Here is a 22,110-nt window from a genome sequence, read left to right on the forward strand (position 1 = left end):
TGACGGAAGCGCTTCCGGGGGACCCGGGATGCCATGTCTCCGGCTGCCGACGTCGCCGAGGACGGAGCACCACGCTCCGTCCTCGGCCGTGCGCTGGGCGTGCTCGGAGCGTTCACCGACGCCTCGCCGGAGCTCACCCTCTCCGACCTGGTCACCCTCACGGGCCTTCCCCCGGCCACGGCGCACCGGATCGTCGCCGAACTGGTCGGGTGGGGTGCCCTGGAGCGCGTGGGACGCGGCCGCTACCGGATCGGGCTGCGACTGTGGCGGATCGGCGCCCTGGCGCCGGCCGCCCGCACCCTGCGGGAGGCCGCCCTCGCCCCGATGCAGGACCTCGCGGCGGTGACCGGCCACGTCGTGCACCTGGTGGTGCGCGACGGGTACCGCGCGCTGTTCGTCGAGCGCCTCCCGGGCCGCGAGGAGCTGACGGTGCGCTCCCGCGTCGGGCGCGACATGCCGCTGCACGCCAGCGGGCCGGGGAAGGTGCTGCTCGCCCACGCCCCGGCGGCGTTCGTGGAGGAGCTCATCGCGCGGGGTCTGCCGCGGCTCGCACCCGGCACGATCACCGACCCGGCCGCCCTGCGCGCCGCGCTCGACGGGATCCGGCGCTCCGGTCACTGCCTGTCCCGCGAGGAGATGACCGAGGGCACCGCCTCGGTCGCCGCTCCCGTCGTCGGCGCCGACGGCACCGTGGTCGCCGCGCTCGGGGTCGTGGTGCCGGTCGGCGCCGCGCTCCCGCCGTACGTGCCCGCGGTCAAGGTCGCGGCCGCCACGGCGTCGCGGAACCTGGGGTCGCGCCCGCCACGGTGAGCGGGCCCTGGCGTCAGCCGTGGCCCACCGCTGACACGGGACGAGCACCGTGTGCCACCGCTGACGCCCCGGCCCGTCAGGCGAGCGCCCGGCGGACCGCCGACCTGAGCCACGCGTGCCCGCCGTCCGCGGCGTGGCGCGGGTGCCACGCCATGCCGATCACCACCGGAGGCAGCGGCAGCGGCACCTCGACGAGCTCCAGCCCGAGGCGCGCGGCCACCTCGGCCAGCGGGGTCGGCGGCGCGTCGGGCGGGCCCACGGGCACGAGGCAGACCAGGTCGGTCGCCGCGGCCAGCGTCATGGCGGGCAGGTGCGACGGCAGGACGGCCGCGACCCGCCGCCGGAGGTCGTGCTCGGCGAGCGCGGTGTCGATCGGACCGGTCAGGCGACCCCGGCGGCTCACGGCGACGTGGTCCGCGGCGGCGAACCGCGCGGGCGTCGGGGTGCCGCGGAGCAGGGCGTGCCCGGCACGCACGCCGGCCGCCATCCGCAGCGTGGCCACCTCCTCGGTGCGGGTCTCGGGGTCGACGTGGTCGAGGGCGCCGACCTCGAGGTCGATCCGCCCGTCGCGCAGGGCGGGACCGCCCTCGAGCTCCTCGGCGAGGAACCGCACCGTCACGCCCGGCGCCTCGCGGGCCACGAGCCCCAACAGCCGCGGCGCGAGCAGGGCCGCCACCACGTCGGCGGCCTGCAGCGTGAAGGTCCGCCGCAGCACCCCGGGGTCGACGTCGCCGCCCGGGGACAGCAGGGCGCCGCAGCGGCGGACCAGCTCGGCCGCCTCGTCGCGGAGCTCCTCGGCCCGCGGCGTCGGCACCATCGCCTGCCCGGCCCGCACCAGCAGCGGGTCGCCGAGCAGCCGCCGGAGCCGCCCGAGGGTGCGACTCATCGCCGCGGGCGACGTCTGCAGGCGGGCTGCCGCTCGCGTGACGCTCTGCTCGCCGAGCAGCGCGTCGAGTGCGATCACCAGGTTCGCGTCGATCGCCGAGGCTTCCACCAGCATCATTCCGTTCCGGGCAAGGATTCGTTGCCGAGGTTCCCGTTGTGGCAACACTAGCCCCGGACGCACGGTGGTCCTCGTCGGACACCAGCACCCCGAGGAGCCACCCCATGTCCCCGCAGCCCGGAGACCAGCTCGCCGTCGTCAGCCAGACCGGCTGCTCCGTCACCCTCGTCGACGCCGTCGACCACACCGTCCGTCGGGTGCTCGGCGTCCCCGCCGAGCCGCACGAGCTCTGCTTCGACGCCGAGCACCGCGTCGTCTACTGCTCCGTCCCCTACGTCGGCGGCCAGTACGGCGCCCACCACGGGCACGACAGCCGGGTCGTCGTCCTCGACCCCGACGCCGGCGAGATCGTCGACGTCCTCGACCTCGCCCCCGAGAACGGGCCGCACGGCCTCGCGCTCGACCCGGTCCGGCGCCTGCTCTACGTGTCGGTCGAGGCCGGGCCCGCGGGACCGGGCGGCGCCGTCGTCGTCGACACCACGACCCGCACCGTCCTGCGCCGCATCGACACTCTCGCGCCCGGACCGCACTGGTTCGCCGTCGACCCGGCCGGCCGCCACGGGTACGCGGCCAACAAGGAGGCCCCCTTCGTCACGGCCGTCGACCTCGTGACCGGCGAGGTCGTCGACACGATCACGGTGCCCGGCAGCGAGGGCATCGCGGTCCACCCCGGCGGCGGGCCCGTCGCGGTCGCCGGGCCGCACCACGAGGGCGACGGCGCGCCCGGGGTCCGGCTCGTCGACCCGGCGAGCCACGACATCGTCGCGACCCTGCCGACGCGGGACCGGACCGTCCCCGTGCACTGGACGTCCCGCGGCGTCCTGCTCGCCGGCGAGATGCGGCCCGACGACCCCGTCGGGCGCCTGTCGGTCTGGGCCGACGTCGACGCGTCCGCCGTCGGGGTCGAGGTCGGGCAGGGCCCGCTGACGATCACCTCGAGCCCCGACGGCGACCGGGCCTACGTCGCCGCGGTGTTCGGGGGCACGGTCACGGTCGTCGACCTCGCCGACCCGACCCGCCCGGTCGCCCTCGACACCCTCGACGTCCGCGGCCCGGGCGTCCAGGGCGCCCACGGGCTCGCCTACGTCCCCGCCCCGTAGCCCGATCTTCCGCCCAGTGAGAGGAGCCGGTGACCCGATCCGGCGATCCCGCCCATACTCCGCCCACGCCGCGACAGGGACGTCGCGGGAGGAAGGTGGCAGTGATGAGCACGTCTTCGACAGGGGTCCGGTGGCTCGCCTGGTCGGCGGTGGCGCTCGAGGGGTACGACCTGGTCGTCCTCGGTGTCGTCATCCCGGTCCTGCGCCGCGACCCGGTGTTCGCCCTGAGCGCCGCGAGCGCGACGACGGTGGCCACCGTCGGCCTGCTCGGCGTCATGGTCGGCGCGCTCGCCGTCGGTCCGGTCGCGGACGTGTGGGGGCGCCGTCGCACGCTGATCGTGTGCGTGGTGGCGTTCTCGCTGCTCGGGGCGGCGTGCGCCCTCGCCCCGGACGCCGGGATCCTGGCCGTCCTGCGCTTCCTCGCCGGCGTCCCCCTGGGCGGCGTCCTGCCCGTCGCCCTCGCGATGACCGCCGAGCACGCGCCCCCGCGCCGCGGCAACACCGCGACGACGGTCCTCATGACCGGCTACCACGCGGGTGCGGTCGCCGCGTCGCTGCTCGGCGCGCTGCTGGTGTCGAGCCTCGGCTGGCAGTTCATGTTCGTCGTCGGCGCGCTGCCCGCGCTCGTGCTCGTACCGCTGATGTCCCGGTCGCTGCCCGCGGACGCCGCCCCGGTGGCCCGCGCGGCCGGGGCCCGGAAGAACCCGGTGGGCGACCTCTTCCGCAGCGGGTACGGCGTGGCCACCGTCGCCTTCTGGGTCGCGTCGTTCATGGGGCTGCTGCTCGTGTACGGGCTGAACACCTGGCTGCCCGAGATCATGCGGCTCGCCGGCTACGAGCTGACCCAGGCGCTCTTCCAGCTGCTCGCCCTCAACGTGGGCGCCGTGATCGGCCTGCTCATCGGTGGCCGCGTCGCCGACCGCATCGGCGTCCGCCCCGCCACGATCACCTGGTTCGCCGTCGCCGCCGTCTTCCTCGCCCTGCTCTCCGTCCGGCTGCCCGGCGCCACGGTCTACGTCGCGATCCTGCTCGCCGGCATCTTCGTGTTCTCCTCGCAGGTCCTGGTCTACAGCTGGGTCGGGCGCATCTACCCGGCCGCCGCCCGCGGCACCGCCCTCGGCTCGGCGAGCGGAGTGGGCCGCCTCGGCGCGATCTCCGGTCCCGCGTTCACGGGGGCGCTGGTCGCCGGTGGGGTCGCCTACCCCTGGGGCTTCTACTTCTTCGCGCTGGTCGCCGCGCTCGGTGCCGTCGCGGTCGTCCTCGTCCGCCGCACGGAGCCCGCGGAGGACCTGGCCGCGACCGTCGTCGAGCGGGATCGGACCGCGTCCTGAGCACGGTCCGCGAGGCCACGTTCGACGTCCTGCGTCGCCGCGGTCTCGACCGGATCTTCGCCAACCCCGGGTCGACCGAGATCACGCTGCTCACCGACCTGCCCGACGACCTCGACTTCGTGCTCGCGCTGCACGAGGGCTCGGTCGTCGGGCTGGCCACCGGCTACGCCACCGCCACCGACCGCCCCGCCCTCGTCGTCCTCCACACGACCGCCGGCCTGGGCAACGCGGTCGGCGCCCTCGCGACCGCGCGCGTCAACCGGACCCCGCTCGTCGTCGTGGTCGGGCAGCAGGACCGCCGCCACGTGGCGTCGCGGCCCTTCCTGGCCGGCGACCTCGAAGGGCTGGCGGGCTCCTACCCCGTGTGGTGGTCGGCGCCCGCCCGGCCGCAGGACGTGCCGGGCGCGGTCGACCGCGCGTTCCACGAGGCCGTCTCGGGCCGCGGACCCGCCGTCGTGACCGTCCCCAGCGACGACTGGGCCGCCGCGGCCGACCCCCGCGCCCTCCCCTCCCCTGCCGTCGTGCGCCGAGGTCTCCGTCCCGACGACGGGTCGGTGCGGGAGCTCGCGACCCGGCTCGCCGCCGCGACGTCGCCGGTCCTCGTGGTGGGGGCCGACGCCGACTCCCCGGCCGCCTGGACGGCCCTGACGGCCCTGGCCGAACACCTCGACCTCCCCGTCCACCAGGAGGCGTTCGCCGCCCGCGCCGGGTTCCCGCAGGACCACCGGCTCTTCGCCGGGCACCTCCCCCCGGAACGCGCCGCCCTGCGGGCCGTCCTCGCGCCGCACGACCTCGTGCTCGTCGTCGGCGCTCCGGTGTTCCGGCAGTACCAGTACTCCCCCGGCGAGCTGGTCGACCCGGGTACGACCGTCCTGCTGGTCTCCGACGACGCCGAGGACGTCCACCACAGCCGCGCCGACCTCGCCGTCCTCGCCGACCCGGCGGCCACGGTCACCGCGCTGACCGCGGCCCTCCCCGCCGCCCTCCCCCCGCGTGAGGGGAACCCTCGTGCCATCAGAGCGCCCGAGGGTTCCCCTCACGCACAGGTGCTCGACGCGCCGACCGTCTTCACCGCCCTCGCCGCCCGGCTTCCGGCCGACGCCGTCGTCGTGGAGGAGACGCCGTCCTCGCGCCCGGACCTGCACCGGCTGGTCCCCGCGCGGGCCCCGCTCGGGTTCCTCTCCGCGGCCCAGGGCGGGCTCGGGTTCGGGGTCCCGGCCTCGATCGGGGTGCGGATGGGCGCTCCGGACCGTCCGGTGGTGGCGCTCGTCGGCGACGGGTCGACGCTGTACGGGGTCCAGGCACTCTGGACGGCGGCGCACTACGGGGTCGGCGTGCTCGTCGTCGTCCTCGACAACGGCCGCTACGCGATCATGGACCGCCTCGCCGCGGACGCGGGCGGGAAGGCGCCCTGGCCCGGGTTCGGCGAGGTGGACGTGGCGGGACTCGCGACCGCGCTCGGGTGCCCGGCACGCCGGGTCGCCACGGTCGCCGAGCTCGAGGACCTGCTCGACGAGGTCGTCCCCGGCCTGGCCGCCCGCCGGACGCCACTCGTGGTGGCCTGCGACCTCCGTCAGCTCCCCTGACCCGGGACGCGGGCGATCCATCGGGCGGCCCGGCCGCGCAGGCGCTGCGTGAGCGGGCCGCGCGGTGACCCGAGCAGACGGCGGACGCGCGCCAGGACCTCCGGGTCGAGCACGTCGTGGTCGAGCGGGACGGGCTCGGCGTTGAGCTCGAACCAGATGCGGTGACCGCCCTGGTGTGGCTCGTGCCCCCAGCGGTGGGCGAGGACGGCGAGCAGGCTCAGGGGTCCGCGCCCGGCACGAAGGTCGGTCACGACCGGACGGACGGCGCTCCCGTCGGACATGGACACGCGCAGCAGCTCCTGGTGGAGGGTCAGTTCCAGGCGGAGGTCGTTCTCGCCGCCGGCGTGGGCGACCACCTCGGCGGTCAGGTCGTCGAGGAGCAGCGCGAGGTCGACGCGGGACGCGGCGCTGTCCCAGCTGTCGGCGATGCCCAGCGCGAGCATCCGGGCGTCGCGCACCGTGTACTCCCCGACGGGGAGGTCGACGGCTGCGGAGAGCGTCGTCATCGGGGTCCGATCCGAGCCGACTCGTGGGCTCATCACTCGTACGACTCAACCCCTGCTCCTGCCCAACAGAGATTGCTCCCAATAAGATGACACACCATCGGCGTCGCAACAAGTGTTGCCCGCAATAGGTATTGTCAGGCCCGCCACCACGGGAGGAGACCCACGTGTCCGAGGAGACGGCTCGAGAGAACGGGCCGGCCGACGAGGTCGACGACGCGCTCGACGCGCTCGTGGCCGAGCTCGGCACCTGCATCGAGAGCCTGCACGCGGCCCGCGACCGGGCCGAGGATCTCCAGCGCATGCGGGTGCGTGGGACGGACTGGGTCACGGCGGTGCGCGCCGAGGAGCCGCCGCTCATCGTCGAGCGCATCTCGGGGGCACTCGAGTCGCTCAACACCGTCGGCGGGCGGTGGCGGCGGCGGGAGGCGGAGGCGCTGCACGCGGCGGGCATGAGCATCAACGAGATCGCCCGGCTCTTCGGCGTCACCCGCCAACGCGCCTCGGTGCTCGTGCGCCATCCCGACGACGGGCGCTGACCCGCGGTCCCGGTCACGCATCTCCTAGGCTCCGACGACCACCGGCACCGTTCACCAGACCGAGGAGAGATGGACGAGCACGAGGTCGCCGCCCTGTCCGACGCGCTGAGCCACGCCGCCGCGACGGTGCTCCGCGCGCCCAGCCCGGACCAGGGGCTGGGCACCACGGAGGAGGTCCTCACGCGCATCGTGGAGGTCGCCGCGTCCCGGGTGTCGGGCGCCGACGGCGGTGGCATCACCCAGACCGACCGCGGCGAGGTCGTGGGCCGGGCCCCGTCGGCGGACTGGGTCGCCGACCTCGACGCCGCGCAGGCCGAGCTCGGTGAGGGCCCGTGCGTGGACGCCGGCCACCGCGACGAGCCGACCCACGTCGAGGCGATCGACCTCGACGACGAGACCCGCTGGCCCCGGTGGCGTCCACGGGCCCGGGCGGCCGGGGTGCGCGCGATGCTGTCCTACGCGATGGGCCCGCCGGACGCGCCGGTCGGCTCGCTCAACCTGTACTCCTTCACCCCCGGGGCGTTCTCCGAGGCCGGTCGCGTCACCCTCGAGGTCTTCGCGCTCCAGGCCGCGATCGCCCTCTACGGGGCGAGCCGGGCCGAGGGCCTCGACATCGCGCTCGCGAACCGCGACCAGATCGGCCAGGCCAAGGGCATCCTCATGGAACGGCACGGGGTGGACGGCGACCGGGCCTTCCAGATGCTGGTCGAGGCCTCGCAGCAGTCCAACATCAAGCTCCGCGACGTCGCTGCGTGGCTGACCGGGGAACACACTCCCTCGGCGCGGTCCTAGGCGGTCCGCGCCCGGGGGTGCGAGGTCGCGTAGACCTCGCGCAGGCGGTCGACGGTGACCATCGTGTAGATCTGCGTCGTCGTCACCGACGCGTGGCCCAGCAGCTCCTGCACGACACGCAGGTCGGCCCCGCCGTCGAGCAGGTGGGTGGCGAAGGAGTGCCGCAGCGTGTGCGGTGAGATCTCCGCCGTGATCCCCGCGAACTCGGCCGTCTCGCGGAGCACGTTCCACGCGCTCTGCCGCGAGAGCCGCGCCCCCCGCGCGTTCAGGAACAGCGCCGGCGTCCCGCGGCCACGTGTCGCGAAGCCCGGCCGCGACCGCACCCGGTAGGCCTCCAGCGCGGCCAGCGCCGGACGGCCGACGGGGACCAGTCGCTGCTTGCCGCCCTTGCCGGTCAGCACGACGGTGCGCTGCTCGGCGTCCACGTCGTCGACGTCGAGGCCCACCACCTCGCTGATCCGCGCGCCCGTCGAGTAGAGCAGCTCGAGCAGCGCCCGGTCCCGCACCCCGCGTGGGTCCTCCGCGGACGGCGCCTCCAGCAGCCGGGTCACGGTGTCCACGTCGAGCGCCTTCGGCAGCTTGCGTGGTGGAGCCGGCGGGTGGACGTCCGCCGCCACGTCCCGGGTGACCTCCCCCTCCGCCAACGCGAAGCGGTGCAGTCCCCGCACGGCGACCACGGCCCGCGACGCGCTCGCCGTCGCCAGCGGCCGGTGCCCGTCCTCCCCCGTCCGCAGCGCCACCAGGAAGTTCCCGACGTCGGGTGCGGTCACCGCGGCGAGGTCGGTGCGCCCCGCCCGCTCGAGGTGGGCGAGGTAGCGGTCGAGGTCACGGCGGTAGTTGGAGAGGGTGTGCACCGACATGCCGCGCTCGACGTCGAGGTGGTCGAGGTAGGTGCCCACGACGTCCGCTGGGTGCGCCACTCCCCCGTTCTACCTGGTCAGACCGCGGGCCCCCGGGTGACCCGCCGCGGGTGCAGCACGATCCGGCGCACGCTCGCGGGGTCGGCGAACGTCGCCAGCAGCTCGCGGTGCTCCTCGGTGGCGGGGTCGGCCCAGTAGCGGTCGGCGAGCCGACGGGCCAGCTCGCTCGCCCCGTCGGCGTGGACGGTCACGTCGGCCTCGACCGACACCCAGCGCTCCGGCTCGTCGGCGGGGGCGACCACGACGAAGGCCGCCCGCGGCTCCGCGGTGAGCCGCCGGACCTTGAGCGCGTCGGCCAGGGAGAACAGCTGCAGGGCGCCGTCGGGGGTCACCTCGAACCAGACCGGCCGCGGCGCGGGGAGGCGATCCGGTCCGGGCGGGATCGTGAGCAGTCCGAAGAGGGGGCGGTCGAGCAGGTCGCGGTCGGCGGCGGTGATCGTCATGTCCCCACCCTGTCCGCGCGGCGTGCCCCTGCCCATGTCCGTGCCTCCCCGGCATCTTCGCCGGCGTCTACCCTCCGGCTCGTGGGCGCGGTGGAGGGACTGCTCGGCGCGATCCGGGTCGTTGATCCGGAGCTCGTCGTCGAGGAACCGTCCGGGCGGGCGACGCTGGCCACCGGCCGCCGCCGGAGCCTCCTCGCCGTCGCGCGCGGCCGGATGCGGCTGCGCGGGACGGATCTCGGTCCCGGCGACGCGCTGCTCCTGCAGGACGGCGGGACGGTGCCGGTGGTCACGGAGGGGCCCACGACGGTGGTGGTCGCCCGGTTCGCGCTGCAGGGCGCCGCCCCGCGGCTGCTCGCGCTGCCCGACGAGGTGCTCGCCCCGGCGGACTCGGAGTTCTGCCGGCTGCTGATCGAGCGGGTCGCCGACCAGGTCCCGGCGGGCTCCCCCGACTCCGCCTCCGACGTCGTGTCCGCCCGCCTGCTGGACTGGCTCGTCGTGGAGACCGTCCGGGACGTCCTCGTCGCGCGGGGATCCGGGGAGGTCGCCGACGCCGGGGTGGCGCGGGCGCTCGCGGCGGTGCACGCCGACCCGGCCGGCTCCTGGACGGTGGCGATCCTCGCCGACCACGCCGGGGTGGGCCGGGCGGCCTTCGCTCGCCGGTTCACCGACGTCGTCGGGACCTCGCCGCTGGCCTACGTGCGCGAGCACCGGCTCGCCCTCGCCGAGCACGCCCTGCTCACCGAACCCGACGTCACCGTCGCCGCCGTCGCCCGCCGCGTCGGCTACGCCAACCCGTTCAGCTTCTCGACGGCGTTCCGGCGCCACCGCGGGCTCGCACCCAGCGAGGTCCGCGCGTCCTGACGGGTCGAGACGTCACCGATCGGTCCCGGTGGGCGTCGGGAGCCGCATGGACGACATCTCGCCGCCGCGGGGTCAGCCCTGCTTGCGCTCGGCGTACTCGGTGGGCCGGTCGATCCAGGGCGCGTCGACGGGGCGGGGGTGAAATCGTCCGGCGACCACCTCGACCGCGGCGAACACCCCGGCGATGCAAGGACCGTTGACGAGGTCGCCGGACATGGCGCCGGCCACGAGGTCGTCGAGCGGCACCCGGCGGATCACCAGGTCGGCCTCCTCGTCGTCCCCGGCCTCGGGCCGCTCGACCTCCCGCAGGCCTCGCGCGAGGAAGACGCGCACCGACTCGTCGGCGAACCCGGGGCAGCCGACGACGTCGACCAGCGTCGACCAGTCGTCGGCCTCGATCCCGACCTCCTCGACCAGCTCCCGCTGCGCGGCCTCGACGGGGGCCTCGCCGGACCCGCCGTCGAGCAGGCCCGCCGGCATCTCCCAGATGCGCCGGCCGATGGCGGGCCGGTACTGGTAGATCATGACGAGGCGGTCGGAGTCGTCGAGCGCGGCGATGGCGACCGCCCCGTAGTGCTCGACCTTCTCCCGCGTCGCGATGCGTCCGCCGGGCATGCGGACCTGGTCGCCGCGCAGGGCGAAGATCGCGCCCTCGTAGAGGGTGTCGGAGTCGACGACGTCGAAGGAGTGCGGCGGGTGGCCGTCGTGCGGGTCGCGCAGGGACGCGGGGGTCACCGGCTCTCGTGGGCTCACGGGACGCCGGCCTCGGACAGGCGCGCGGCCTCGGCGTCGACCGGGTCGTCCCCCTCGAGGTCGGTGTGCTCGCTGCCGTCGTTGCGGAAGAGCCGCGACGACGCGTCGTGGCGCAGCGCGGCGGCGACGAAGGCGGCGAACAGCGGGTGGGCCCGGGTGGGCCGGGACTTCAGCTCGGGGTGGGCCTGCGTCCCGACGAAGAACGGGTGCACCGCGCGCGGCAGCTCGACGAACTCCACGAGCGTGCCCTCGGGCGAGGTCCCGGAGAACACGAGGCCGGCCTCGGCGAGGCGGTCGCGGTAGGCGTTGTTGACCTCGTAGCGGTGGCGGTGCCGCTCGGAGACCTTGCCGCTGCCGTAGGCCGCCCGCGTGATCGTGTCGGGGGCGAGGACGGCGGGGTAGGCGCCGAGGCGCATCGTGCCGCCCATGTCGCGTTCGCCGGAGACGACGTCGGTCTGGTCGGCCATCGTCGAGATGACGGGGTTCGGGGTGGCGGGGTCGAACTCGGCCGAGTTGGCGTCCTCGATCCCGGCGAGCGCCCGGGCGGCGTGGATGACCATGCACTGCAGGCCGAGGCAGAGCCCCAGCGCGGGGACGCCGTGGCGGCGGGCGTGGTCGAGGGCGCCGATCTTGCCCTCGATGCCGCGCACGCCGAACCCGCCCGGCACGAGCACCCCGTGGACGTCCGCGAGGGCCTTCTCCGCGCCGGCGGCGGTCTGGCACTCGTCGCTGGGCACCCAGCGGATGTCGACCTTCGCGCGGTGGGCGAACGCGCCGGCGCGCACGGCCTCGGTGACCGAGAGGTAGGCGTCGGGGAGGTCGACGTACTTGCCGACGATCGCGATCGTGACCCGCTCGGTCGGCTGGTGGACGCGGTCGAGCAGGTCGCCCCACACGGTCCAGTCCACGTCGCGGAACGGCAGCCCGAGCCGGCGCACCACGTAGGCGTCGAGGCCCTCGGAGTGCAGCACCTTGGGGATGTCGTAGATCGACGGCGCGTCCGGGCAGGCGACGACGCCGTCCTCGTCGACGTCGCACATCAGCGAGATCTTGCGGGTCATCTCCTCGGGGATGTGCCGGTCGGCGCGCAGCACGAGCCCGTCGGGCTGGATACCGATGTTGCGCAGGGCGGCGACCGAGTGCTGCGTCGGCTTCGTCTTCAGCTCGCCGCTCGGCGCGAGGAACGGCACGAGGCTGACGTGCAGGAAGAAGCAGTTGTCCCGCCCGACCTCGTGGCGCAGCTGGCGCGCGGCCTCGAGGAACGGGAGCGACTCGATGTCACCGACCGTGCCACCGATCTCGGTGATGACGACGTCGGGCGCGGTCCCGTCGGGCGCCTCGCGCATCGCCAGCACCCGCGACTTGATCTCGTCGGTGATGTGCGGGATGACCTGCACCGTGTCGCCGAGGTACTCGCCGCGCCGTTCCTTGGCGATGACCTCGGAGTACACCTGGCCCGTCGTGACGTTCGCCCGCGCCGACAGGTCCCGGTCGAGGAAGCGCTCGTAGTGTCCGATGTCGAGGTCGGTCTCGGCGCCGTCCTCGGTCACGAAGACCTCGCCGTGCTGGAACGGGTTCATCGTCCCGGGGTCGACGTTGAGGTACGGGTCGAGCTTCTGCATCGTCACCCGCAGACCGCGGCTGGTGAGCAGCTGGCCGAGGCTGGACGCCGTCAGACCCTTGCCGAGGGAGGAGGCCACTCCACCGGTGACGAAGACGTGCTTCGTGGTCCGTGGCTGTTGCATCAGTTCCCCCCGGTCGAGCGGGGGAAGGTCCGGGAGATTCGGGCGTTCGGGCACCGGTCCACGGGACCTCAGCCTAACACCGCCGACCGGGTGACCAGCGCGGACCCGAGCGGACGGCCCACCTCGACCTGCCCGTGACGCGAGATGCACGTCAGACAGGCCCACCGACCGCGGAACCTGCCCCACGTGACCCTCGCCGTCGCGAGCGCGAGGGGCCGTGCGGGAGCGGGTCGGGGAGTCGCTCAGGCGACGGGCGTCCGCTGCGGCAGCGGCGCGACGCCGGGCGCGGAGCCGTAGGCGCCCGACCGACCGGCCGACTGCTCACCCGTGGCCAGCACGGCGGCGAGGCGACCCGCCGTGGCGCCGACCCCGTCGACGGTCGAGACGCCGCGCAGCGCCGGGTCCGTGCGGACCGCCGCGACGGCGCCGTCCGCGGAGCGGGCCGCGAGCACGGTCCCGGCACCGCCCGCGTGCACCCCGGCCGCGAGGTGCGCGAGCGTCGTGGCGCGACCCGCGGCGTCGGGCGTGGGTGCAGGGGTCCCGCCCACGACGAGGGCGAGCTGGGCCGGTGCGGGAGCGGCCCCCGGAGCGAGGAAGCCGCCGTCGGCGAGCGCGGTGAAGGCCGTGCCCACCTCGGAGGGCGAGCTCGACGGGCCGCGCCCGACGGTGACGAGCGAACCGAGCAGCGACCCCGTGAGGGTGCCGACGTCGGTGGTGGACGGCAGTTGCACCCCGGCCGGGAGCACCCGGGTGACCAGTCCGCGCAGGGCGTCGGCACGGTCGGGGGCGAGCATCGCGTCGGTGAGGGACAGGGTCCCGGTCACCCGCCCGCCGGCCTGGCCGACCAGCCCGGTGAGCGCGTCGAGGTCGGCCCGCTCGGCGTCCGGCGCGGCGACGAGCACCACGGTGCGGTCCTTCAGGGCGCCCCCGACGAGGACCGGTGCGGTCCCGGCGAGGACCCGGTCGGCCGCGTCCTGCTGGGCGCGGGCGGTGTCGCGCTCGGCGGTGAGGGTGCCGACCTGCCCGGAGAGGTCGGCGCGGTCGGAGGACAGCGCCCCGAGCATCGTCTGGGAGAGCGACGACGCGCCGAGCACGACGCCGAGCGCCAGCGCGAGGACCACCGCGCACAGCGACACGATGTGGTAGCGAAAGGAGATCATCCGACGACGCTCCGGACCACGGTCGTGCCCCAGTCGAGGGCCGCGCGGCCGCCGGTCTGCAGCAGGAGCAGCAGCGAGGGCCCGGCGCCCAGCGCGAGGGCGGCCACCACCGCGGTCGCGAGCACGGCGACGACCAGCATCACCAGCGTCCAGATCGAGACCCGGCTGCGGTAGAGCGCGAGCACGGCGGGCGCGTCGACGAGCGTCGGGCCGAGCCGCAGCCGCGTCAGGAAGGTCGAGGGGATCGAGCCGGAGCGGCCGCGGTCGAGGAAGCCGCCGAGGCTCGCGTCGAACCCGACGGCGACGACGAGGGCCGCGCCGTGGGCGTGCGCGAGCAGCAGCGCCATGTCCTCGGGGTTGGCCGACGACGGGAACGCGACCGGGTCGACGCCCATGTCCTGCATCCGGGCGAGTCCGGCGACGAAGCCGTCGGGGTCGGCGGGCACGACGACGTCGCGGGCCTTGCGTGCGGTCGCCGGGTCGAGCTCGGCGACGGTGCCGAGCACGACCGCCGGGGTGTGCCCGGCCTCGCGCAGCGCGTCGGCGCCGTCCCCGACGCCGACGAGGACCGGCTTGTACTCGCGGATGAAGCCGGTGAGGGCGCGGACCTCCTCGGCGGTCCCGGGTCCGCCCGCGACCACGACGACCTGCTTGTCGCGCATCGACGTCGTGATCGCCGGGACGCCGACACCGTCGACGAGCAGGGCCCGCTCGCGACCCAGGAACTCGCTGGTGTTCGCCGAGAACGCCTCGAGCTGGGCCGCCATGCCGCCGCGGGCCTCCTCCAGGAGGTCGGCGACGGTGTCCCGGTCCTGACCGAAGCCGCGGACCGTCTCCTGCTCCCCGACGTGCACCGCGCCGTCGTGCAACCGCACGGTCGCGCCGTCGACGAGCTCGGTGAACACCGCAGCGCCACAGTCGTCGACCAGGGCCACGCCCGCCTCGACCAGGATCTCCGGGCCGAGGTTGGGGTAGCGCCCGGAGATCGACGGCGCGGCGTTGACGACGCCCACCACGCCGGCCTCCAGCAGGGCCGTCGCCGTGGCGCGGTCGAGGTCGACCTGGTCGATGACGGCCACGTCCCCCGGGCCGAGCCGGCGCAGGTAGGCGGCGTCGGCCCCCGATGATCCGCGGCGCCCGATCCGGGCCGTGCCGCTCACACCGGGGAGCGCCGCCCGGGTCCGGGTCCCGCGTCCAGGCCATCGCATGGGGTCGATGCTGACGGCCGATCACGATCCGGACACGTCGCCACGCCGAGACATCCCACGGGTCTCACCCGACCCGGGCGCCCCACTCGTCACACGGGTGAGCCCGCGCGTCCCTCCGGCTCACCCCGCGCGCCGCTTCGGCCGCCGGCCACCGCCCTTCGTCGTGCCCTGGGTGATGGGCGTGGGGTCGGGGACCCCGCGCCGGTCCTGCGCCGCGGCCGCGAGGAGTTCCTCGGCGTGGGCGCGGCCGGTCTCGGTCTCCTCGGTGCCGGCGAGCATGCGGGCCAGCTCGACGACGCGCTGCGAGTCGTCGAGGGTGCGCACGGAGCTGCGGGTGACGCCCTCGGAGACCGAGCCCTTGTCCACCACCAGCTGCCGGTCGGCGTACGCCGCCACCTGCGCCAGGTGCGTCACGACCACCACCTGGTGGGTCTCGGCCAGCCGCGCGAGCCGGCGCCCGATCTCCACCGCGGCGCGTCCGCCGACGCCGGCGTCGACCTCGTCGAAGACCAGCGTGGGGACCGTGTCGGCCCCGGCGAGCACGACCTCGACGGCCAGCATCACCCGGGACAGCTCGCCGCCCGAGGCGCCCTTGGCGATCGGCAGCGGCGGGGCCCCGGCGTGCGGGGCGAGCAGCAGCTCCACCTCGTCGACCCCGTCGGGCCCGGCCGCGACCCGCCGCCCGTCGAGCTCGATGGCCTCGGCACCCGTGCTGTCCTTGCGGCCGACCTCCACCGTCACGGTGGCCGCGGCCATCGCCAACCCGTCGAGCTCGGTGCTCACCGCCTCCGCGAGCCGGGCGGCCGCCTCGGTACGCACCGCGCTGAGCGTCGTCGCGTGCCCGGCGAGCTCGGCGCCCAGCCGATCGGCCTCCGCGGCCAGCGCCGCGATCGCCTCGTCGGACACGTCGAGCGTCTCGAGCCGCTCCCGTGCGGTGTCGGCCCAGGCCAGCACCCCGGCGACGTCGGCGGCGTACTTGCGGGTGAGGCCCTTGAGTGCGGCCTGCCGCTCCAGCACCCACGCCAGCCGCTCCGGGTCGGCCTCCAGCCCGTCGAGGTAGGTCGAGAGCTCGGCGGCCACGTCGGTGAGCAGCGCGGCGGCCTCGGCCAGGCGCGGCTCGAGGGCGGTGAGGCGGGGGTCGTCGGTGGCGAGCGCCCGCCGGGCCTCCCCGACCAGTGCCGTGGCGTCCGGCTCCTCCCCCGTCCCCTCGGGCGGCCCGGCGACCGCGGCGAGCGCGGTCAGGGCGGCCGAGCGCAGGTCGTCGACGTCGGCCAGGCGGCGGGCCTCGGCGACCAGCTCCTCGTCCTCCCCGGGCTGCGGGTCGAGCGCCTCGATCTCGGTGAGCCCGTGGCGCAGGAGGTCGGCCTCGCGGGCCATCTCCCGGGTGCGCTCGCGGCGCTCGGCGAGCGCGGCGACGGCGGCACGCCACCGGGTGCGGACGTCGCGGTAGCGCGCGAGCGCCTCGTCGGCGGGCGCGCCGGCGAAGCGGTCGAGCACCGCCCGCTGCTCGGCCGGACGCAGCAGCCGCAGCGCCTCGTGCTGGCCGTGGACCGCGAGCGACGCGTCGGCGACGTCGGTGAGCACCGCCAGCGGCACCGACCGGCCGCCGAGGTGCGCCCGGGACCGCCCGTCGGCGGAGACCGTGCGCGCCGCGATGAGCGACCCGTCGTCGTCGAGGGCCGCCCCGGCGTCCCGCGCGACGCCGGCGGCATCACGCGGCCCGTCGTCGGTCCCCTCGGCGACCTCGGCGTCGTCGCCGGCCACCGGCAGCACGTAGCGGCCCTCCACCACCGCGCGCGACGCCCCACGTCGCACGCGGGAGGAGTCCGCGCGACCGCCACCCAGGAGGTGCAGCCCGGTGATCACCATCGTCTTGCCGGCGCCCGTCTCGCCGGTCACCGCGGTGAGCCCCGGATGCAGCTCCAGGGTCGCGTCCTCGATCACGCCGAGGCCCTGGATTCTCAGCTCGGAGAGCACGCGATCACTGTAACGACGGGGTCCGACACCCACGGCCGAACACGCCGATCGAATTCGAACAGGTGGTCGAACGGTCGGTGGACGGCGGTGGCCGGGGCCTCAGTGGCTCCCGCGCCAGCCCTGGACGGGCAGCCCGAACTTGCGCACCAGCCGGTCGGTGAACGGCTGGACGCGGAGCCGGACCAGCAGCACCGGCGTCTGTCCCTTGCCGATCTCCACCCGCGACCCGGGCGGCAGGTCCAGCGTGCGGCGCCCGTCGCAGACCAGCACCCCGGCGTCGCCGCGCCCGGACACCTCGAGCGCGACCGTCGACTCCGGGGACACCACGAGCGGGCGGGAGAACAGAGCGTGCGCGTTCGAGGGCACGAGCAGCATCGCCTGGACCTCGGGCCACACCACGGGCCCGCCCGCGGAGTAGGCGTAGGCGGTGGACCCGGTCGGGGTCGCGCACAGGACGCCGTCGCAGGCGAACTCCGACACCGGCCGGTGGTCGACCTCGAGCACGACGTCGAGCAGCTTCGCCCAGTTCGTCTTCTCGACGATGGCCTCGTTCAGGGCCCACGTGCGCCCGAGGACCTGACCGTCGGTGCTGGCGGTGACGTCGATCGTCATCCGCTCCTCGACCCGGTAGGTCCGGTTCACGACGGCGTCGAGGACCTCGTCGAGGTCGTCGAGGTCGGCCTCGGCGAGGAACCCGACGTGGCCGAGGTTGATCCCGAGCAGCGGGACCCGTGCGCTCCGGGCCAGTTCCGCGGCCCGCAGCAGGGTGCCGTCCCCCCCGAGCACGATGACGATCTCGGCGCCGTTGGCGGCGTCGTCGTCGGGAGCGACGCGCAAAGGCCGCTCGTGCGGCTCCAGGTCGTCGAAGAGCCCGGCGTCACTCGAGTACTCGTCGGGCATCACCCGCAACGCGAACCCTGCACGGTGCAGCCGGCACGCCACGGTGGACGCGACCTTGCGCGTCGCGTCGCGTCCGGTGTGCACCACGATCAGCGCGTCGCGCACTCGATCTCCCGTCGGTGAGGTCACTGGGGCCCGTTCTCGACCGCGCGGCGAACGATCGCGCCGTCCTCCTCCCCCGTACCCGTTCCCGGGCGCAACCAGAGGAAGTACTCGACGTTCCCCGACGGACCGGGGAGTGGGCTCGCCGTCGCCCCGGCCAGGGTCAGCCCGCGCGCCCGGGCGGCGGCCACCACCCCGAGCACCGCGTCGACGCGCAGCTCGGGGTCGCGCACGACGCCACCCGAGCCCAGCCGGTCCTTCCCGACCTCGAACTGCGGCTTGACCATCGGCAGCAGCGATCCGTCGGGCTCGGTGCACGCCGCGAGCGCGTCGAGCACGAGTCGCAGCGAGATGAAGGACAGGTCGGCGACGACGAGGTCGACCCGCCCGCCGATCTGCTCCGGGGTGAGGGCACGGACGTTGGTGCGGTCGAGGACCGTGACCCGGTCGTCGGTCCGCAGCGACCACACGAGCTGCCCGTACCCGACGTCGGCGGCCACCACCTCCCGCGCGCCGCGGCGCAGCAGGACGTCGGTGAACCCGCCCGTCGAGGCCCCCGCATCGAGGCAGCGCCGCCCCGCCGGGTCGAGGTCGAACGCCTCGAGGGCGCCGAGGAGCTTGTGCGCGCCCCGGCTGGCCCAGTCGTCGACCGTGCCGTCGGGCTCGGGGGTCACGACGACGGCGGCAGCGGTCTCCACCGCGGTCGCGGGCTTCGTGGCGACGCTGCCCCCGACGGTTACCCGCCCCTCCGCGATCAGGGTGGCCGCCTGCTCCCGGGAGCGCGCGAGCCCCCGGCGCACCAGCTCCGCGTCCAGACGCAGGCGCCGGCTCGAGGCGCGGGCCACGCCGGTCAGCTCCGGTCGACCGTGGCGAGGGCGGCGGTCAGGGCCTCGTGCAGGGCCTCGAACCGGTCGGCGTGCTCCAGGGGGCTCGTTCCCGACGCCGGGTCGCCCAGGTTCTCGACGGCGGCTGCAGCCTCGCGCAGCCGCGTCAGCCCGTCGTCCGGCGCACCGTGATCCACGTGCCCACGCTAACTCACCCGGCGGAGTCGAGGCCCAGGGCGGAGATCGTCCGGCGGGCGAGCTCGTCCGCGGCGCGGACCGCCGGCGCCCGCGACACGTCGCCGACGGCCGCCCAGTGCGCCGTGCACAGCGCCCGCAGGGCGGCGGCCCGGTCCTCCTCGGTGTCGCCGGCGTCCGTCGGCGCGCCCAGCTCGAGCGACCCGTCGTCGTGGACCTGCACGGTCCAGCCGTCGTCGTCACCGACCCGGACCGCCTCGAGGTCCGACAGTGCCGCGAGCCCGGCCGCGACGTAGGTGGGGCGCTGGTCGGCCGAGGCCGCGAGCAGGTCGGCGGCGGTGGACACACCGGTGAGCACGAGGAGCGACTCGGCCTCGACCGCGTGGCCGCCGGCGATGTCGGTGTCGAGGCGGTCGCCCACCACCAGCGGGGTGCTCGCGCCGACCCGCTCCATTGCCTGCCGCAGCAGCGGCGCGGCCGGCTTGCCCGCCACCTGCGGCTCCTGACGACTGGCGTGGCGCAGCGCCGCGACCATGGACCCGTTGCCGGGCAGGAGACCGCGTTCCGAGGGCAGCGTGGGGTCGACGTTGCAGGCCACCCACGTGGCGCCACGCGCCAGCGCGAGGGTGGCCTCGGCCAGCTGGCGCCAGCCGGTGTCGGGCGAGTGCCCCTGGACGACCGCGACGGGCCCGTCGTCGTCCGCGCGCACGGGGGTGAGCCCGACGAGGGAGATCTCGTCGGCGAGGGCGTCCGTGCCCAGGACGAGCACCTTCGCGCCGGCCTCCAGCCGGCCCGCGAGGACCGCCGCGCCCGCCTGGGCGCTCGTCACCACGTCCTGCTCGGTGACGGTGAGCCCGAGGTCGGCGAGGTGCCCGGCGACGGCCTTCGGCGTGCGCGAGGCGTTGTTCGTGACGTAGGAGACCGTCGCACCCCGCTCGCGGGCGGCCTCCAGGGCCTCGACCGCCCCGGGGATGGGGTCGGGCCCCGCGTAGACGGTGCCGTCGAGGTCGACCAGGAGCGCGTCGTGCCGCGTCACCGCTCGTCGCCCCCGCGCGGCGGGTCCTCGTCGTCCACGTCGTCCCCGTCGTCCCCGTCGGCGGACCCGACCGCCCCGTCGTCGTCACCGAGCACGTCAGCGGTCTCGTCGGCGGTCTCGTCGGCGGTCTCGTCGGCGGTCTCGTCGGCGGTCTCGTCGGCGGTCTCGTCGGCGGTCTCGTCGAGGTCGAGTTCGCCGGGGGGCGTGTCGACCCCGGCCGCCACCAGAGCGGCCCGCTCCTCGGCGTCGGTCTCGCCCTCGGCGTCGGTCTGGGCGGCGTCGAGGAACGCCTTGACGGCCTCCTCACGTCGACCGGCCGCGACCAGGGCCTCGCCGTAGGCGTAGAAGAGCCGGGTGGTCCACGGGTCGTCGGTGCGTCGCACGTCGAGTTCGGGGACCTGCAGCCCCACCACCGCCGCGGCGAACTCACCGAGGTCCCGCCGCGCGCCGGAGGTGACGATCAACAGCTCCATCGCCTCGTCGCGCGGGAGGTCGGCCGACTCGGGGCTCCGGGCGATCTCGAGCGCCCGCTCCGGACGACCCAGGGCCCGCTCGGCGTCGGCCATGACGGCCACGTGTGCCGCCCCGCCCATCCGGCGGCTGGCGCGCAGTTCCGACAGCGCCTCGGCCCACTCGGAGGCGTGGTAGGCGGCGAGCCCGCAGGCCTCCCGGACGACGGCTACCCGGGACGCCCGGTGCCGCGCGAACCGTGCGTGCGCCAGCGCGGCCGCGGGGTCGTCGTCGAGGAGCTCCCCCACCGCCACGAGGTGGCGGGCGACGTTGTCCGCGAGGTCCTTGGGCAGGCCGCGCAGGTCGCGACGGACCTCGAAGTCCAAGAGGTCCGGGGTCACCTCGTCCGGCAGCGCCGGCTCGGTCGGACGCGGCTGCGCGTCCTGGTGGCGGCGGATCGGGCGGTCCTCGGCACGAGGTGCACGCTCGCGGTCGTCACCGCGACGACGGTCGCCGCCCCGTGGGGAGTCCTGGCGGTCGCGCGGAGGACGTCCGTCACGGTCGCGGGGCGGACCCTGCCGCCGGTCGCCCCGCGGCGGGCCGTCACGGCGGTCGCCACGCGGGGGACCGTCACGGCGGTCGCCACGCGGGGGACCGTCACGGCGGTCACCACGCGGCGGGCCGTCACGGCGGTCGCCACGCGGCGGGCCGTCACGGCGGTCCCCTCGGGGGGCCGAACGACGGTCCTCCTGGCTCCGGCCGCTGTCGCCCCGGTCTGCCGGGGCACCATCACGTGGACCGTCGAAGCGGCGTGGTCGATCGCCGCCGTCGTGGTCACGACGGGGACCGCGCTCGCTCCGCCCGGTCTGCGAGCCTTCACGGCGCGGAGCGCCACGACGGTCGTCGCCGCCTTCACGGCGACGGTCCTCCCACGGACGGGAGCTGCGCTGGCCCGGTCCGTCGCCGGAGCGTCCGCGGTACCCCTCACGATCGCGCGGGGGGCCGTCGGTGCGGCGGGCGTCGTCGCGCTGCGGGGCGCGGTCCACGGTGGGTCGCCGGTCGCGGCGGTCGTCCCGGCCGGGTGCGCTGTCCCGACCACGGGGCTGGTCCTGACGAGCTCCGGCACGGTCGGGGCGGGGTGAACGGGCGCGGTCGTCGGGACGTCCGCCACGACCCCGGTCGTCTGCCCGGGCCGGCCGTCCGCGACGGTCGTCGGGGCGACCACCACGACGGTCCCCGCCGCCGGGGCGACCACGACCGCCGTCTCGGGAGTCTTCGGGCCGGCGCCGGTCCTCCGGAGCGGACGACGATCGGTCGCCCCGGCTGTCCTGCGGGTCCACGCTCACCGATCGGCCTCCTGACACGACGAAACGGGGCAGGACCTCTCGGTCCTACCCCGTGTCTGTCACGCGGGCGGACGAGCGTCCGCGCCGTTCACTCTCGAAGTATGGGTTCACACGTGGTGTGGGGGTGGTTGGGTGTTCCGGCGGTGTCCTACTCTCCCACGACCTGGCGGTCGCAGTACCATCGGCGCTGGAGGGCTTAGCTTCCGGGTTCGGGATGGGACCGGGCGTTTCCCCTCCGCTGTGGCCACCGGAACACCGAACCACCCCCACAGGTGTGTGGGGGGTTGGGGTGTGAAGTGGTGTGGACGCGAGCAGCAGTTTTCGGTGTTGCTTGAGTGTGTGTGCCGTGTACCAGCAAGACCCTCAGGTGTGTGGGTGTTGGTGGTGTGTCGGGCAAGCCCTCGGCCTATTAGTACCAGTCCACTGCATACCTTGCGGTACTTCCATGTCTGGCCTATCAACCCACTGGTCTGGTGGGGGCCTTAACCCTCGTAGGGGTGGGAGACCTCATCTTGGAACGGGCTTC

At 75.5% G+C, this 22,110-nt stretch carries 22 protein-coding genes and 2 rRNA genes; 8 read left to right on the forward strand and 16 right to left on the reverse strand.

Translation table 11 applies throughout. The features are described 5' to 3' along the window. Window positions 1-33: 33 nt before the first annotated feature. On the forward strand, window positions 34-810 hold the full coding sequence (locus QSK00_RS11340; protein WP_285590558.1) for an IclR family transcriptional regulator: 777 nt from the start codon (window positions 34-36) through the stop codon (window positions 808-810). A gap of 76 nt (window positions 811-886) precedes the next feature. Here QSK00_RS11340 and QSK00_RS11345 read toward each other — a convergent pair whose 3' ends face one another. Beyond that, a complete protein-coding gene (locus tag QSK00_RS11345; RefSeq protein WP_285590560.1) occupies window positions 887-1,810 on the reverse strand; it encodes a LysR family transcriptional regulator in 924 nt (307 codons plus the stop codon). A 107-nt stretch (window positions 1,811-1,917) separates the two neighbouring features. On the opposite strand from QSK00_RS11345, the gene QSK00_RS11350 reads away from it, so the two are divergent. The 3 genes from QSK00_RS11350 (at window position 1,918) to QSK00_RS11360 (ending at window position 5,830) form a co-directional block, all read left to right on the forward strand. Next, window positions 1,918-2,913 (forward strand): YncE family protein, encoded by a 996-nt coding sequence (locus tag QSK00_RS11350; protein ID WP_285590562.1) that lies wholly within the window; start codon window positions 1,918-1,920, stop codon window positions 2,911-2,913. A gap of 104 nt (window positions 2,914-3,017) precedes the next feature. Further along, on the forward strand, window positions 3,018-4,244 hold the full coding sequence (locus tag QSK00_RS11355; protein WP_285590564.1) for an MFS transporter: 1,227 nt from the start codon (window positions 3,018-3,020) through the stop codon (window positions 4,242-4,244). Continuing rightward, window positions 4,241-5,830 carry a thiamine pyrophosphate-dependent enzyme gene (locus tag QSK00_RS11360; protein ID WP_285590654.1) on the forward strand — a complete coding sequence of 530 codons (1,590 nt, stop codon included), beginning with the start codon at window positions 4,241-4,243 and terminating at the stop codon, window positions 5,828-5,830. Before QSK00_RS11355 ends, QSK00_RS11360 begins: the two co-directional genes overlap by 4 nt. Here the strand turns inward: QSK00_RS11360 and QSK00_RS11365 are convergent. Further along, entirely contained in the window at window positions 5,818-6,336 is a 519-nt protein-coding gene (locus QSK00_RS11365; protein ID WP_285590565.1) for a hypothetical protein, read from the reverse strand. The two genes, QSK00_RS11360 and QSK00_RS11365, sit on opposite strands and share 13 nt — an antisense overlap. A gap of 164 nt (window positions 6,337-6,500) precedes the next feature. On the opposite strand from QSK00_RS11365, the gene QSK00_RS11370 reads away from it, so the two are divergent. Both QSK00_RS11370 and QSK00_RS11375 read left to right on the forward strand, forming a co-directional pair. After that, entirely contained in the window at window positions 6,501-6,872 is a 372-nt protein-coding gene (locus tag QSK00_RS11370) for a hypothetical protein (protein WP_285590566.1), read from the forward strand. 69 nt (window positions 6,873-6,941) lie between these two features. Next, window positions 6,942-7,664 (forward strand): GAF and ANTAR domain-containing protein, encoded by a 723-nt coding sequence (locus QSK00_RS11375; protein WP_285590568.1) that lies wholly within the window; start codon window positions 6,942-6,944, stop codon window positions 7,662-7,664. Here QSK00_RS11375 and xerD read toward each other — a convergent pair. Together xerD and QSK00_RS11385 are read right to left on the reverse strand one after the other, a co-directional pair. Next, a complete protein-coding gene (gene xerD, locus QSK00_RS11380) occupies window positions 7,661-8,584 on the reverse strand; it encodes a site-specific tyrosine recombinase XerD (protein ID WP_285590570.1) in 924 nt (307 codons plus the stop codon). The genes QSK00_RS11375 and xerD overlap by 4 nt on opposite strands. Window positions 8,585-8,601: 17 nt before the next feature. Next, window positions 8,602-9,027 carry a pyridoxamine 5'-phosphate oxidase family protein gene (locus QSK00_RS11385; protein WP_285590572.1) on the reverse strand — a complete coding sequence of 142 codons (426 nt, stop codon included), beginning with the start codon at window positions 9,025-9,027 and terminating at the stop codon, window positions 8,602-8,604. Between the two features lie 81 nt (window positions 9,028-9,108). On the opposite strand from QSK00_RS11385, the gene QSK00_RS11390 reads away from it, so the two are divergent. After that, entirely contained in the window at window positions 9,109-9,888 is a 780-nt protein-coding gene (locus tag QSK00_RS11390) for a helix-turn-helix transcriptional regulator (RefSeq protein ID WP_285590574.1), read from the forward strand. 72 nt (window positions 9,889-9,960) lie between these two features. On the opposite strand, the gene QSK00_RS11395 is transcribed toward QSK00_RS11390, so the two are convergent. From QSK00_RS11395 to QSK00_RS11440, 10 genes are all read right to left on the reverse strand, one after another. Then, window positions 9,961-10,623, reverse strand: coding sequence for an NUDIX domain-containing protein (locus QSK00_RS11395; protein WP_285590575.1), 663 nt, complete (start codon window positions 10,621-10,623; stop codon window positions 9,961-9,963). 14 nt (window positions 10,624-10,637) lie between these two features. Next, the gene (gene pyrG, locus QSK00_RS11400; protein ID WP_502872030.1) at window positions 10,638-12,386 is read right to left on the reverse strand and encodes a CTP synthase; all 1,749 of its coding nucleotides are present in this window, start codon (window positions 12,384-12,386) and stop codon (window positions 10,638-10,640) included. Window positions 12,387-12,628: 242 nt separating this feature from the next. After that, a complete protein-coding gene (locus tag QSK00_RS11405) occupies window positions 12,629-13,546 on the reverse strand; it encodes a copper transporter (RefSeq protein ID WP_285590576.1) in 918 nt (305 codons plus the stop codon). Continuing rightward, window positions 13,543-14,754: a putative cytokinetic ring protein SteA gene (steA, locus tag QSK00_RS11410; protein ID WP_285590578.1), complete on the reverse strand. Its 1,212-nt coding sequence runs from the start codon at window positions 14,752-14,754 to the stop codon at window positions 13,543-13,545. Before steA ends, QSK00_RS11405 begins: the two co-directional genes overlap by 4 nt. Before the next feature lie 120 nt (window positions 14,755-14,874). After that, complete coding sequence (recN, locus tag QSK00_RS11415; RefSeq protein WP_285590579.1) at window positions 14,875-16,731, reverse strand: DNA repair protein RecN; 1,857 nt, start codon at window positions 16,729-16,731, stop codon at window positions 14,875-14,877. Between the two features lie 99 nt (window positions 16,732-16,830). Next, window positions 16,831-17,736: an NAD kinase gene (locus tag QSK00_RS11420; RefSeq protein ID WP_285590582.1), complete on the reverse strand. Its 906-nt coding sequence runs from the start codon at window positions 17,734-17,736 to the stop codon at window positions 16,831-16,833. 20 nt (window positions 17,737-17,756) lie between these two features. Beyond that, window positions 17,757-18,578: a TlyA family RNA methyltransferase gene (locus tag QSK00_RS11425; RefSeq protein WP_285590584.1), complete on the reverse strand. Its 822-nt coding sequence runs from the start codon at window positions 18,576-18,578 to the stop codon at window positions 17,757-17,759. Window positions 18,579-18,583: 5 nt separating this feature from the next. Next, the gene (locus QSK00_RS11430) at window positions 18,584-18,754 is read right to left on the reverse strand and encodes a hypothetical protein (protein WP_285590586.1); all 171 of its coding nucleotides are present in this window, start codon (window positions 18,752-18,754) and stop codon (window positions 18,584-18,586) included. Window positions 18,755-18,768: 14 nt separating this feature from the next. Beyond that, the gene (locus QSK00_RS11435) at window positions 18,769-19,788 is read right to left on the reverse strand and encodes an HAD-IIA family hydrolase (RefSeq protein ID WP_285590588.1); all 1,020 of its coding nucleotides are present in this window, start codon (window positions 19,786-19,788) and stop codon (window positions 18,769-18,771) included. Continuing rightward, window positions 19,785-20,639, reverse strand: coding sequence for a hypothetical protein (locus tag QSK00_RS11440; protein WP_285590590.1), 855 nt, complete (start codon window positions 20,637-20,639; stop codon window positions 19,785-19,787). Before QSK00_RS11440 ends, QSK00_RS11435 begins: the two co-directional genes overlap by 4 nt. Before the next feature lie 45 nt (window positions 20,640-20,684). Here QSK00_RS11440 and QSK00_RS11445 point away from each other — a divergent pair, with 45 nt between their 5' ends. Then, window positions 20,685-21,380 carry a hypothetical protein gene (locus QSK00_RS11445; protein ID WP_285590592.1) on the forward strand — a complete coding sequence of 232 codons (696 nt, stop codon included), beginning with the start codon at window positions 20,685-20,687 and terminating at the stop codon, window positions 21,378-21,380. Between the two features lie 339 nt (window positions 21,381-21,719). Here QSK00_RS11445 and rrf read toward each other — a convergent pair. After that, window positions 21,720-21,836, reverse strand: a 5S ribosomal RNA gene (rrf, locus tag QSK00_RS11450). Between the two features lie 137 nt (window positions 21,837-21,973). Then, a 23S ribosomal RNA gene (locus QSK00_RS11455) occupies window positions 21,974-22,110 on the reverse strand; the annotation flags it as partial.

The organism is Actinomycetospora sp. NBRC 106378 (genome assembly GCF_030269685.1).
In the GTDB taxonomy this organism is placed as follows: Bacteria; Actinomycetota; Actinomycetes; order Mycobacteriales; family Pseudonocardiaceae; genus Actinomycetospora.